We start from the raw sequence: 11,625 nt of genomic DNA, 5'->3' as shown, positions 1-11,625 counted from the left end.
CCTCCTGATTCGACAAGAGTCAAGATAGACACATGCCTAAACAGGAGCTCGCCGTACTCAACACCTGCTGCACGCCGATCTCCGAGGCAGCGCTGGACCCGGCCCAGGCTGCGGACGGCGCAGCGGTCTTCAAGGCTCTGTCCGACCCGATCCGGCTCCGGCTGATGTCGATCATCGCCTCGGCCGGCGACGAGGTGTGCGTCTGCGACATCACGCCCAACTTCGAGGTCAGCGGGCCGACGATCTCCCATCACCTCAAGGTTCTCCGCGAGGCCGGGCTGGTCGACTGCGAGCGGCGCGGCACCTGGGTCTACTACTGGCCGCTGCCCGAACGCCTGGCATGGCTCTCCAGTCTGCTGTCGACTCCGACCGCTGTCTGATCAGCGACACGTCATCGACTGCTCATCGACATCCTTCAATCTAGGGCCTTAAGCAACCGACGAACCAGGAGTTCGCCATGCCCACGTCCGCAGAAGACCTCGCACTGCTCGATGTCGACACCGTCCTGACCCGCGCCGCCGAACGGCTTTCCGAACGCTTCGCCGGCGTCTTCGGCCTCGAGACCATCGACCGTTACGTCCGTGAGTGCCGACGTGGTCATCACCTTGGGCTGCGGCGACGCCTGCCCGGTGCTTCCCGGCAAGCGGTACTACGACTGGGCCATCGACGACCCGGCAGACCAGCCGGAAGACGTCGTACGCCGGATCCGCGACGAGATCGACGCCCGCGTCCGCGCACTCGTCGCCGAGTTGGTGCCGGCCGGCTGAGATGACTCCGCGGCGTGAAATGCGCATCGTGGTGATCGGCGGAGGCCAGGCCGGTCTGGCGACCGGGTTCTACCTGCGCCGGTCCGGACTCGCGCCGGGCGAGGACTTCGTGATCCTCGACGCCGCAGATCTGCCGGGCGGCGCCTGGGCCAGGATGTGGCCGACGCTGCGGACTTTCTCCCCCACCCAGTACTCGTCCCTGCCCGGCTGGATGATGCCGCCGTGGACCGGCGACAGTGGTTACCCGCCGGCAGCTCACGTGGTTGACTACCTCACTCGCTACGAGCAGCGTTACGAGCTCGCCGTACGACGTTCTGTGTCGGTGCAGTCGGTCACGCGAGGCGTTGGCGGGCTGCTCGAGATGCACAGCGATCGTGGCGGTTGGCTGGCAGAGCACGTGGTCTCTGCAACGGGGACGTGGTCCAGGCCGTTCGTCCCGACGTACCCGGGCAGGTTCGCCGGCCGGCAGTTGCACACCGCGGACTACCGGCAGGCCTCGGACTTCGCCGGCGAGCGGGTGCTGATCGTTGGCGGCGGCAACTCGGCAGCACAGATCCTCGCCGAGGTTTCGGCAGTTGCCGAGACCACCTGGGTGACGCTCCGGCCGCCGCGGTTCCTGCCCGACAACGTCGACGGGCGAGCTCTGTTCGAGATCGCGACTCAGCGAAACAGAGCCCGTCAGGCCGGTGAACCCGATAGCGGCGGGGTCGGCGGACTCGGTGACATCGTGATGGTCGAGAGTGTCCGCGCCGCCCGCGACCGGGACGTATTGCATGCTCGCGAGCCGTTCGCCCGCCTCGTCGACCACGGAGTCCGATGGCACGACAGCAGCGAAGCCCCGTTCGACGCGATCATCTGGTGCACGGGCTTCCGGCCCGCGCTCGGTCACCTCACGGGGCTCGGCCTGCGGGGGCCCGACGGACTCATCCCGACCGACGGCACCGCGGCGATCAAGGAACCCCGCCTGCACCTGATCGGGTACGGCGACTGGACCGGTCCGGCCTCCGCGACCTTGATCGGCGCCGGCCGCACCGCGCGCGAGCTGGTCACCCACATCTGATCACGCGAACAGCTCATCCACGAGTTCCTTGACCTGCTGATGGATCTCGTCCCGGATCCGTCGTACGACCGGGAGCGGGTGCCCCTCGGGATCATCGATCGGCCAGTCGAGGTAACGCTTGCCGGGGTAGACCGGGCAGGCGTCACCGCAGCCCATCGTGACGACCACGTCAGCCGCCCTGACAATCTCGTCGGACAGTGGCTTCGGGTAGGCCCCACCGAGGTACACCCCGACCTCGTCCATCGCGGTGACCACATTCGCGTCGACGATTGCCACCGGCAATGATCCGGCGGATCGCACCAGAACCCGGTCGCCGGCGAGCTGGTGCAGGAATCCGGCAGCGATCTGCGACCGGCCGGCGTTGCGGACACACACGAACAGGACTTCCGACCCGTAGCCGCTTGCCTTGCCCTCGGCCTTCGCGAGCGCCGTCAGCCGCTCCGTCGCGAAACTCGCGGTGAGAGACGGAAGGAACCGCCGCACTCTGGATCGCGCGGCCAGCATGTCATAACTCTCGTGCACGTAACGCCGTACCGTCTCCGGCGAGAAGACCCCAGCGAACCGGGTCGCCAGCTGACCCGAGATCAGCTCGAGCTGCCGGTCGACGACCGCGGCCGACGGGTCGAACGTGGCCACCTCTCGCCCTGGCTCCGGCGGCACCTCGACGCCGAGCAGCGTGGCCAGTTGCTCAAGCGCGTGATGCGTCGGCCGGTAGTAGCTGACCGACTGCCGCCGTTCCTTCGTCAGCAGATCCGCTTCGCGAAGAATCCGCAGATGGTGGCAGATCGTCGTCTGCGACTCACCGAACGCGTCAGCCAGCTGCCCCGGACTCACCTCGCCCGCCGGATGAGTGAGGATCAGACTCATCAATCGCAACCGGGTCGGGTCCGCGACCGCACTCAGCTGAGCCGCACGTCGTTCGGCATCTTCCCGGGACAGCAGCACACCCGGTGAGTGCCGTCGTAGCGGATTCGCCATGCGCCTATATTCACAGTCGTCTATATGGCGGTCAACGGACCAGACCCGCATGCTTCAGGCGGCCCGCAATTCGACCACGAGCTTGTCGACCCGGTCACGGATCTCGTCGCGAACCTGGCGGACGACCTCGATCGGCTGCCCGGCTGGGTCGGTGAGCTCCCAGTCCTCGTACCGCTTGCCGGGGAAGATCGGACATGCGTCGCCGCAACCCATGGTGACGATGACGTCGCTCTCACGGACGGTCTCGGTCTCCAAGCGCTGCGGGATGGCGTCAGTGATATCGATGCCGACCTCACGCATCGCCTCGACCGCGACCGGGTTGATCTGGTCGCGCGGTGCCGATCCGGCCGACCGGACCTCGACCGTGTCGCCCGCCAGATGCCGCAACCAGCCCGCGGCCATCTGGGACCGGCCGGCGTTGTGGACACAGACGAACAGAACACTTGGCTTGCTCACGTGGATGCTCCAGTACTCGCAGGGGTGTCAGTGTGTGGCGTGACGACTTCGTCCGCGGCTCGTCCAGCTCTCGGGTACAGCAGGGCCAAGAGACCCACTCCGACAGTAGCGCCGACGATTTGCGCAATCACGAAGCCGAGCAGGGAGGCCGGCGCGATCCCGGCGAAGGTATCGCTGAACGCTCGCCCGATCGTGACCGCCGGATTGGCGAACGACGTCGACGAGGTGAACCAGTACGCCGATCCGATGTACGCACCGACCGCGACCGGGGCGATCGCAGCCCGGCCGGATGCGGCGAGCGCGAAGATCAGAACGATCAGGCCGGCCGTCGCGACCACCTCGCCGAGCCACAGATGCCCAGCACTACGTTCTGTTGTCGACCAGGACACGGCGGATTCGCCGTACATCAGATTCGCGAGCACGGCGCCGAGCACCGCGCCGACGACCTGTGCCGGAATGTAGGCACCGAGGTCACGCGACGTCAGACCGCTGCCGGCAGGTCGGCCGAGCCACCAGTCCACGGCCGAGACCACCGGGTTGAAGTGTGCGCCGGACACCGGTCCGACCATCAGGATGAGTACGGCGAGTCCGAGCGCGGTCGCGAACGCGTTTTCCAGCAACTGGAGTCCGACGTCGTTGGCCGACAGTTTCGCGGCCGCGATCCCCGAACCGATGACGACGGTGACCAGCAGACCGGTGCCGATGCCTTCGGCAACTGCACGTCGCCAGAGTGGAGCGGTGCTCACCGGCCGCTCACAGCAGGTACCTGGAGTTCGTCGAGCAACTCGCGGACCCGACGCTCGATCTCGTCGCGGATCGGCCGGATGTCGGCGACCTCGAGCCCTGAGGGATCGTCGAGGACCCAGTCCTCGTACCGCTTGCCTGGAAAGATCGGGCACGCGTCGCCGCACCCCATGCTGATGACCACATCCGCCGCCCGAACCACCTCGTCCGTCCATGGCTTCGGGTACTCGGTCGAGATGTCGATCCCGCGCTCGGCCATCGACGCGACCGCGGCACGATTCACCTCGACGCCCGGCTCGGAACCGCCCGACCACGCGATCGCGCGATCACCCACGAAATGCTCGAAGAACCCGAGCGCCATCTGGCTGCGACCCGCGTTGTGCACGCACAGGAAGAGCACCACCGGACGACCGTCGTTGTGGTGCCCCTCGACCCGGGCGAGCGCCGTCAAGCGCTGTCGTGCGAAGCGCTCGGCCAACAGCGGCAGGAAGTTCGGCACCGTGCTCCCAGTGGCGAACTGGTCGTAGCTGGAGTGCAGGAACCGCTCGATCGTCTCCGGCCCGTAGATTCCGGCGAACTGCTCCCCCAACTTGGACGCCGCCGTACGCAACGCAAGCTGCTGATCGATGGACAAGTCCTCACGGTGATACCCAGCGACTTCGGTCATGATCTCGTCCCCTTGCTCTGTTTCAGCTTGTTCTGTGAAACCAGCGGCGCCAACCGATCGATCCGGCCGGCGATCTCGTCGTACGCAGCCTCGAAAGCCGCGTCCGTGTCCGCCGGTGCCGGGTCCGGCACCGACCAATGCACCCGCGGCCGGGCGTCGGCCGGCAGATGCTCATACGCGATGTCGCACACCGCGATCACCAGGTCATCCGGTTTCACCACGTCGCTCACCTGCGCCGTACGCCACGCCTCCGGCTCCAGCCCACGCCGCCGCGCCACCTTCACCGCCCGCGGATGCACCCGCTCCGCCGGCCGCGTCCCCGCCGACACCGCCGGCACATGACTTCGCCGCGACCAGATCGCCGCCGCCAACTGCGACCGCGCCGAGTTCTGCGTACACACGAACACCACCCGCTGCACCTCGCTCAGCGAAGGGCTGGCCACCATCGCCAACGTCTCCGGCACCAACCGCACATACGTCCGCCGGTGATCCCCCTCCGACCGACCCCGCACCACCAGCCCCGCCTCCTGCAGAACCTTCAGATGATGCGCCACCAGATTCGTCGGCATCTCTAGCAACGCCCCCAGCTCCCCCGGCGCCGCATCCCCCACCACCAACGCATCCACAATCGCGAGCCGCGCCGCATCCCCAAGCGCCGCATGCACCCGCGCCCGCTCCGCCAGAGATTTCCGCTCAGTGTTCATTGACTCAATGATCATTGATCGAATCTCGCCTGTCAACGTCGCAGCAGTTGGGCCAGGACCAGCACGGGCGCCAGGAACCCGATCACCGGCCCCAACCGCGCGGCCTCGTCAGCCACGTGGGCTGGCGAGATCGCCCCGGTCGCGATGACGACACCCGCGACCGGGACGGCCATGACCGCCCCTGGCCAGCCGAACGGACGGATGAGGGTCGTGTCGGTCAGAAGCGTGTCACCAGCGGCAGACGAGCTTGTCGGTGTGATTTGCGGGTCGGTGTCGCCGCACCCTCGGGAGTTCAGGGCCTACCACGGCACGTCCGTGCACCCTGCCCATAGGCCCGAATGCGGCGGCCTAGGCATCTAACTGCTTGTACTCGTACGTCAGACGATGCCGGCTCCCGGCGAAGAGGGTTCGCACGTATTCAACCGGTCTGACGGGACCGTCCTTCCTGGAGTACAGGACGCGGGCGTGGTCCATTACAGGTGAGCTTGTGTCGAGGCCAAGAATGGTTGCCTCGTCCGGGTTCGCTAGGCGGGCTACCACGGCATCGATCCACCCGACTCGCCGGTAGCCGGCGGCATCGATGATCCTATTAGCGTCGGCCGTCGGGTCCGCCGGTTCGACGATGTCGTGCGGGTAGTAGGCGTTCTCTAGTGCTGCCGGTTCGTCGCCTGCATACCTGACAATCTGTCGGTGAACGATCGGAGTTCGTACTGCGATCTCGAGCTGGTCAGCGACGTCGAGGGATGCTGGTTCGACCGTCGTCTCGGATCGGCCGGTAGCCGTGAGGCCCACCATGCGCGCGCCATCGCTGAATATCTCATCCCGGCGGAGTGAGTCCTTGTGGGACGACCCGGCCGGGGTGGACATGACCTGGGTCAGCATCGGTGATTTCCTTACTACGAGAGCAAGGTCACCGCGCATCACGATCAAGCCCTCGGATTGAAGACGCGCCAATGCCAGCTGCAATTCCTCCGTGGAAGAGGCCTCAAAGCGCTGTGCTAGTTCTGCTAGGGAGAGGACTCCAGCCGCGCTGAGCTGACCACGCGCGATGCTGCGCTGGATCAGTTGGGCGATCACCCGGTGTCTTGCGGGCACTGCGGCTCCTCCCCGCCTACGACCTCGTGTTCCACGGTACGACAGCCACCAAGCGAGGCCGGCAGCTGCGAACTTCTGGACAAGGGAGAGGTTGACGGCGCTGCCTAGCGATTCTTGGTCACCACCGCTGTCGCCAACCGGAGTCGAGTTGCGTTCGCCTCACGCTGCACCTCAACCCGGATCCACCGGCCGGGCTTCCGGTGATGGTTTTCTCTTGATTGTTGAGTTTTGCCGAAGGTTTGCTGGTCTTGGGCGTGGTGGGTCCGCCGATCTGTTCGGCTTCTCCACGGTGGTTGTCCGGTCGGGCCCTGGGCGGGCTGGTGTGGGTGGGAGTCAGGCTGGTTGTGGTGGTCGGCGCCGGACGGCTGTGTGGAGGTTGTCGAGGGCGTCTTGCCAGGGCCAGTTCTGGGGGAGGTGGAGTTTCAGGCGGCGGGCTGTGCGGGCCAGGCGGGCGGGGATGTTGATCAGGTGCGCGCGGATCGTCGTGGTGGTGGCGCGGGTGTGGAACGGTGAGGCGAGCGCGCCGGTGGCGCGGGTCAGGTTGTGCGCGATCGCCCACAAGGTGGCCCAGGCGGCGTTGGCCTGGAACGACGCCGACGGTAGGTGAGCCAGTGCGGAGGCCTTGGCGTCGGCGATGACCTGTTCGATCACGGCGTGGCCTCGGTGCTCGGTCTCGGCCTGCAGCATCGTGTGAGCGCTGGTGGTGAACACGGCGTGGTGGCGGTAGACGTCGAACAGTTCACCTTGGCCGTTGGTGGGGTTGAGGCGTTTGACGCGCCGCACGATCAGCCGGCCCGGCGCCTGCAACTTCTTGGGTCGCGACGAGAAGGCGACGTAGGGCATCTCGGCGACCTCGGCGTCGGAGACGAGGTCACCGGTGTCGGGATCGACGAACGCGTTCGGGTAGTGGATCGGGGTCCACTCACCGGTGTATGCGGCGATCGCGGCGTCCACCGACGGGTTCGACCCGGTGGTCAAGGACACGTGCGCGGCGGCCCGCCGGACGGCCGCGACGACGTCGGCGGTGTAGAACTTCGAGTCGCCCCGCACAATGATCGTGCCGGTCGCTCCGGCTGCTTTCGCAGTGGCCAGGGCTTCGGCGACGAACCCGGCGGCGCCGCGCACGTCGGCGGCCTTGCCCTTGCGCATCCGGATCCCGGCGACAACCGGCCGGGCCAGCGGCGTGGAGATGGTCGCCACCAGCGGGTGCAGGGTCTTCTTGCCCTTCAACCGGCCCACCTCGGCGCCCTGCTTGGAATACCCGTAGACCTGCCGGTGAGCGGAGTCGACGTCCACGAACGCGAGCACCGCGGCCCCAGGCAGCAACGGCGTGGCCGCGGCCAGATCAATCAGCACCTGGCGATGCACCCCGTGCAACTGCCGGACGTGGCCATGAGTGAACGACCGCAGGAACGTGCCCAGCGTCGACGGCGCCCGAACCCCGTCGAATGCCACCGCCATACCCCCATGGCGCAGCCGGTCGGTGTCCTCGATCGAGTCCGCACCGGCGATCATCCCACCCAGCAGCGACATCACCTTCGCGCCCGCGTTCGCCCCGCCACTATTGGCAGCACCAACGATCTTCACCCGGTCACCAACCAGCCCTGCCACGCCGACCCGCTCAGCCAGCGCCAGCACCGGGACCAGCCCCGCATCCGCGATCAGATTCGGATCATCAAACGCGACATCGACCGCTCCAGCGGCATGAGAAGATTGCATCTCGCGGGTGCACTCCAGACTCGGTCACGACGGTCCCTCAGCAAGACCATCGTCCCAGGTCAGAGGGCACCCGCGTCCTCAATCTCAACCAGCCAACCAATCACCATCGGTGCATCCGGGATCAGTCCGGTCTGGTGCCACGAGGCATGGCTATGCTGGGGCTCATCGGAGGTCCGCTGGTCGCAGCGTCGGGAATTGCGGTCATGTTCGACATCACCGAGCGCGGGTCCACGCTGCAGGGCGTCGCGACGATTCCGGAGTTCATCTGGGAGTTGTCGTTCGGCATTTACCTGATCGTCAAGGGGTTCAAGCCGTCGACGACGCCGGCCTGGCCAGACGGCGGACCTGTCGCTAACGGCGCGGTTTCGTAGCCTGCAGTGGCTCACCCCGGGCGCATCGTGCCAGGCCAGGTGGCGGTCCGGCGCTCGGCAGCAGTATGCGACAGGTGTCGTGGACGGTGAGTGCGGGCTGTTGTAACCGTTCTCTGAACGTACGAGACTCGGTGCTCTGGAGTGAGGGGCGCAGCATGGATTCGCAGGCAGGCTCGGCCAAGGGTATGGCAGGTCGGTTGTGGGGCTGGCCGGTCGCGATCCTCGTCGGGTTTCCGATTGGTGGGTTGATCGCAGACCTGGCCGTGGATGGTGTCGATTCGGTAGGCGCGGCGCTGGTGGCCGGGCTTATCGCGGGCGCGATCTTCGGAGCGGCTGAATGGTTCGCGCTACGGCAGTGGGCTTCGTGGCTTTGGATCCCGGCGACAAGCGCGGGCATGGCTGTGGGTCTTACGGCAGGGGCGGCGCTGGTTGATTACGGAGTAGGTCGGGACGATCTGGCACTCATGGGTGCTGTGACCGGGCTCGGTGTGGGCGTCCTGCAGGCGATTGCGCTGGTGCTGGCAGGGCACCAGATCTCCACCGCGCTCTTATGGGCGGTTGCGAATCCTCCTGGCTGGGCGCTTGGTTGGTTCGTGTCCTCATACGTGATCTCGAGGAATATCGACGAGCGGTGGCCGAATTTCGGCGCGAGCGGAGCGCTCGTCTTCGGACTGCTGACCTGGCTGCTCCTTGCGGTGTTGCTCAGCAGATCATCCGAGGCACCGCGAGCGACGGGCGCGGCCGCCCAGTGAGTACGGAGCGGGCTGCGGGTGCTCTGCTCGTCGTCCTGCCGCTCGCGTTCAACCTTTGTTTCTTCCTGCTCGCGCGAAGTTTCGACTACCCGGACATCCTGCGACGCCCCACCTCGGAGGTGCTCGCCCGTTTCCGCGCGGGGGGTGCTCGTCTCCTGCTGCTGTGGTGGGCCTTCGCGCTGACCGCGGTGCTGCTTGCCCCGGTGGCCGTCCTGCTCGCGGTCGCTCTCGTCGGCGCCGGCCGGAGCGTGGTCGCGGTCGCTGCGACGATCGGCGTGCTCGCCGGGGTGGTGCAGTTCCTGGGACTGGTCCGGTGGCCGTTCCTGGTCCCCTATCTCGCGCGGGTCGATGCGGACGCCGGCCCGGCGCGTCGCGAAGCCATCGACGTCGTGTTTCAGTCGTTCAACCGTTATCTCGGAGTCGCTGTCGGCGAGCACCTCGGCTACCTGTTCACGGGTGGCTGGAGCGTCGTGTCCGGTGTCGCTCTGATTCAGGCCACGAACACACCGTGGTGGCTCGGCGCTGCCGGGATCGTCGTGGGCGGCCTCCTGGCGGTGTGTTCGCTGGAGTTCGTCGGCGGCTTCGAGCCCGACGGCTGGAAGCTGGCCGCGGCGTTGACTCCCATCGCCTATGTTGCCTGGTCGGTGTGGCTGATCGCAGTCGGAGTCGCCCTGCTCTTCTAGGGTCGCGAACTGTGACCTAGGACTGAGGGGTGGGTGGCGTTCGGATGTTCATTCGTTCGCCGGGTCTTGCGAAGATGCTGAGGATCTCTGCCGGCTCCTGCCCGGTGCTGCCGAACCAGTGCGGCACGTGGGTGTCGAACTCGGCGACCTCGCCTGGCCCGAGGACCCAGTCCCGCTCGCCGAGGACGAGTCGCATGTGTCCGGATAGGACGTAGATCCACTCGTGTCCGTCGTGGGCCCGCGGCTCTGGGTTCACCTTGCTGGTCGGGATGACGATCTTCCACACCTGCATGCCGTCGGGCTGTCGGGTCAGCGGGATGACCGTCCTGCCCTTGACGCGGCCGGGTTTGAGGCGAATGCGTGGGTCGCCCACCTCGGGCGCGCCGACGAGGTCGTCCAGCGGCACCCGGTAGGCCTGCGACAGCGCGAGAAGCAGTTCCAAGGTTGGTCGCCGCTGGCCGGTCTCGAGGCGCGAGAGCGTGCTCTTCGAGATGCCGGTCGCGGTCGCCAGCCCGGTCAGGGTGATGCGGCGCTGGGTGCGAAGCCGCTTCAGCCGCGGCCCCACCTGTTCGAGCACGGCGGCGATCGCCGCTGAGGTGTCGTCCACGAGCCTCATCCCACCGCGTATTCCCAGAAACAGCAACGTTGCTTCGTGACCGGTCGGCGACGCGTCAGCCTGGTGGACATGAGTCAGTACGACGTAGTGGTCATCGGCGGCGGCGCCGCCGGACTGTCCGCAGCACTGGTCCTGTCCCGGGCCCGCCGCAAGGTTCTCGTGGTCGACGCCGGCACGCCGCGCAACGCCCCGGCCGCCCACATGCACGGCTACCTGTCTCGCGACGGCCTCCCACCCAGCGAGCTGCTGGAGCTGGGGCGGGACGAAGTCAGGAGCTACGGCGGTCACGTCCTCAAAAGCACCACGACCGAGCTGAGGTCCGACGGCCACAATGGGTTCTGGGTCATCCTCGCCGACGGGCAACGAATCTCGACCCGGCGGATCCTGGTGACGACCGGCCTACGTGACGAGTTGCCGGACGTCCCAGGACTGCGCGACCGATGGGCACGCGACGTCCTGCACTGCCCGTACTGTCATGGCTACGAGGTCCGCGACCGCCGGCTCGGCGTGATCGGCGGCGGCCCGGGCGCGGTCCGATACGCACAGATCGTGCGCCAATGGACCCACGACCTGGTCTACTTCACCCCGCCCAACACGCTCACCGCGACCGAACGAGCCGAACTATCGGCCCGCGCAATCGGTGTCGTCGAGGGCACCATCGTGCAACTGGTCATCGACGACGACCGCCTGCGCGGCGTGCAGATGGACGACGGCTGCGTGGTACCCCGGGACGCGCTCTTCGTCCCTCCCCGGTTCGTCCCGAACAACCATCTCCTCCGCAGCCTCGGTTGCGCCATCGACGACGACGGCTGGGCCGCGATCGACAACACCGGCCGCACCAGCGTCCCCGGGGTCTGGGCAGCGGGCAATCTCGTGGACCCGCGCGCCCAGGTCATCACCGCCGCCGGCGCCGGCTCCGCGGCCGCCATCGCGCTCAACGCCGACCTGGTCGACGACGACGTACGCAACGCCGTCCGCGACCTCGACCAAGGCCTCGTGCCCTGACCCCTGGA

General features: G+C 67.3%; 16 protein-coding genes and 1 pseudogene. 8 read left to right on the top strand and 9 right to left on the bottom strand.

The genetic code is table 11. The features are described 5' to 3' along the window. The first annotated feature begins 32 nt into the window (after positions 1-32). The 4 genes and pseudogenes from AB0E63_RS21670 to AB0E63_RS21655 all read left to right on the top strand — a co-directional run bounded on the left by AB0E63_RS21670 (position 33) and on the right by AB0E63_RS21655 (position 1,827). Positions 33-380: a metalloregulator ArsR/SmtB family transcription factor gene (locus AB0E63_RS21670; RefSeq protein WP_360368867.1), complete on the top strand. Its 348-nt coding sequence runs from the start codon at positions 33-35 to the stop codon at positions 378-380. A 77-nt stretch (positions 381-457) separates the two neighbouring features. Beyond that, positions 458-550, top strand: a pseudogene (locus AB0E63_RS21665) (arsenate reductase ArsC); the annotation flags it as partial. A gap of 31 nt (positions 551-581) precedes the next feature. Beyond that, positions 582-767, top strand: a complete 186-nt coding sequence (locus AB0E63_RS21660; RefSeq protein WP_360369129.1) for a hypothetical protein — start codon at positions 582-584, stop codon at positions 765-767. A gap of 19 nt (positions 768-786) precedes the next feature. Beyond that, positions 787-1,827 (top strand): ArsO family NAD(P)H-dependent flavin-containing monooxygenase, encoded by a 1,041-nt coding sequence (locus AB0E63_RS21655; RefSeq protein WP_360368864.1) that lies wholly within the window; start codon positions 787-789, stop codon positions 1,825-1,827. Here the strand turns inward: AB0E63_RS21655 and AB0E63_RS21650 are convergent, their stop codons facing one another. From AB0E63_RS21650 to AB0E63_RS21615, 8 genes are all read right to left on the bottom strand, one after another. Further along, positions 1,828-2,805: a metalloregulator ArsR/SmtB family transcription factor gene (locus AB0E63_RS21650; RefSeq protein ID WP_360368861.1), complete on the bottom strand. Its 978-nt coding sequence runs from the start codon at positions 2,803-2,805 to the stop codon at positions 1,828-1,830. 54 nt (positions 2,806-2,859) lie between these two features. Beyond that, positions 2,860-3,267 (bottom strand): arsenate reductase ArsC, encoded by a 408-nt coding sequence (locus AB0E63_RS21645; protein WP_360369120.1) that lies wholly within the window; start codon positions 3,265-3,267, stop codon positions 2,860-2,862. Then, positions 3,258-4,007 (bottom strand): MIP/aquaporin family protein, encoded by a 750-nt coding sequence (locus tag AB0E63_RS21640; RefSeq protein WP_360368858.1) that lies wholly within the window; start codon positions 4,005-4,007, stop codon positions 3,258-3,260. Before AB0E63_RS21640 ends, AB0E63_RS21645 begins: the two co-directional genes overlap by 10 nt. Beyond that, positions 4,004-4,672 carry an arsenate reductase ArsC gene (locus AB0E63_RS21635; RefSeq protein WP_360368855.1) on the bottom strand — a complete coding sequence of 223 codons (669 nt, stop codon included), beginning with the start codon at positions 4,670-4,672 and terminating at the stop codon, positions 4,004-4,006. Before AB0E63_RS21635 ends, AB0E63_RS21640 begins: the two co-directional genes overlap by 4 nt. Continuing rightward, positions 4,669-5,376, bottom strand: coding sequence for an ArsR family transcriptional regulator (locus AB0E63_RS21630; protein WP_360368852.1), 708 nt, complete (start codon positions 5,374-5,376; stop codon positions 4,669-4,671). Before AB0E63_RS21630 ends, AB0E63_RS21635 begins: the two co-directional genes overlap by 4 nt. Positions 5,377-5,408: 32 nt before the next feature. Beyond that, entirely contained in the window at positions 5,409-5,549 is a 141-nt protein-coding gene (locus AB0E63_RS21625) for a hypothetical protein (RefSeq protein ID WP_360368849.1), read from the bottom strand. 175 nt (positions 5,550-5,724) lie between these two features. Beyond that, complete coding sequence (locus AB0E63_RS21620; protein ID WP_360368846.1) at positions 5,725-6,453, bottom strand: GntR family transcriptional regulator; 729 nt, start codon at positions 6,451-6,453, stop codon at positions 5,725-5,727. Between the two features lie 351 nt (positions 6,454-6,804). Continuing rightward, positions 6,805-8,190 (bottom strand): IS1380 family transposase, encoded by a 1,386-nt coding sequence (locus AB0E63_RS21615; RefSeq protein ID WP_360368844.1) that lies wholly within the window; start codon positions 8,188-8,190, stop codon positions 6,805-6,807. 134 nt (positions 8,191-8,324) lie between these two features. Between AB0E63_RS21615 and AB0E63_RS21610 the strand changes: the two genes are divergently transcribed. The 3 genes from AB0E63_RS21610 (at position 8,325) to AB0E63_RS21600 (ending at position 9,996) form a co-directional block, all read left to right on the top strand. Continuing rightward, complete coding sequence (locus AB0E63_RS21610) at positions 8,325-8,561, top strand: DUF4386 family protein (RefSeq protein WP_360368841.1); 237 nt, start codon at positions 8,325-8,327, stop codon at positions 8,559-8,561. A 155-nt stretch (positions 8,562-8,716) separates the two neighbouring features. Then, entirely contained in the window at positions 8,717-9,313 is a 597-nt protein-coding gene (locus AB0E63_RS21605) for a hypothetical protein (RefSeq protein ID WP_360368838.1), read from the top strand. Next, complete coding sequence (locus tag AB0E63_RS21600) at positions 9,310-9,996, top strand: DUF4386 domain-containing protein (protein WP_360368835.1); 687 nt, start codon at positions 9,310-9,312, stop codon at positions 9,994-9,996. Before AB0E63_RS21605 ends, AB0E63_RS21600 begins: the two co-directional genes overlap by 4 nt. 16 nt (positions 9,997-10,012) lie before the next feature. Here the strand turns inward: AB0E63_RS21600 and AB0E63_RS21595 are convergent, their stop codons facing one another. Further along, positions 10,013-10,612: an XRE family transcriptional regulator gene (locus AB0E63_RS21595; protein ID WP_360368832.1), complete on the bottom strand. Its 600-nt coding sequence runs from the start codon at positions 10,610-10,612 to the stop codon at positions 10,013-10,015. A 69-nt stretch (positions 10,613-10,681) separates the two neighbouring features. Between AB0E63_RS21595 and AB0E63_RS21590 the strand changes: the two genes are divergently transcribed. Beyond that, complete coding sequence (locus AB0E63_RS21590) at positions 10,682-11,617, top strand: NAD(P)/FAD-dependent oxidoreductase (RefSeq protein ID WP_360368829.1); 936 nt, start codon at positions 10,682-10,684, stop codon at positions 11,615-11,617. The last annotated feature ends 8 nt before the right edge of the window (positions 11,618-11,625 follow it).

Origin of the sequence: Kribbella sp. NPDC026596, assembly GCF_040638415.1 — a bacterium.
Lineage (GTDB): Bacteria > Actinomycetota > Actinomycetes > Propionibacteriales > Kribbellaceae > Kribbella.
The sequence above is the reverse complement of the archived record's forward strand: the minus strand, read 5'-3'. Positions and strand labels throughout refer to the sequence as shown.

Bases quoted from the DNA above. Each gene is read 5' to 3' on its own strand.
- AB0E63_RS21595 (WP_360368832.1), bottom strand. From the start codon at position 10,612: ATGAGGCTCGTGGACGACACCTCAGCGGCGATCGCCGCCGTGCTCGAA.
- AB0E63_RS21590 (WP_360368829.1), top strand. From the start codon at position 10,682: ATGAGTCAGTACGACGTAGTGGTCATCGGCGGCGGCGCCGCCGGACTG.
- AB0E63_RS21655 (WP_360368864.1), top strand. From the start codon at position 787: ATGCGCATCGTGGTGATCGGCGGAGGCCAGGCCGGTCTGGCGACCGGG.
- AB0E63_RS21670 (WP_360368867.1), top strand. From the start codon at position 33: ATGCCTAAACAGGAGCTCGCCGTACTCAACACCTGCTGCACGCCGATC.
- AB0E63_RS21650 (WP_360368861.1), bottom strand. From the start codon at position 2,805: ATGGCGAATCCGCTACGACGGCACTCACCGGGTGTGCTGCTGTCCCGG.
- AB0E63_RS21630 (WP_360368852.1), bottom strand. From the start codon at position 5,376: ATGAACACTGAGCGGAAATCTCTGGCGGAGCGGGCGCGGGTGCATGCG.
- AB0E63_RS21615 (WP_360368844.1), bottom strand. From the start codon at position 8,190: ATGCAATCTTCTCATGCCGCTGGAGCGGTCGATGTCGCGTTTGATGAT.
- AB0E63_RS21625 (WP_360368849.1), bottom strand. From the start codon at position 5,549: ATGGCCGTCCCGGTCGCGGGTGTCGTCATCGCGACCGGGGCGATCTCG.
- AB0E63_RS21635 (WP_360368855.1), bottom strand. From the start codon at position 4,672: ATGACCGAAGTCGCTGGGTATCACCGTGAGGACTTGTCCATCGATCAG.
- AB0E63_RS21605 (WP_360368838.1), top strand. From the start codon at position 8,717: ATGGATTCGCAGGCAGGCTCGGCCAAGGGTATGGCAGGTCGGTTGTGG.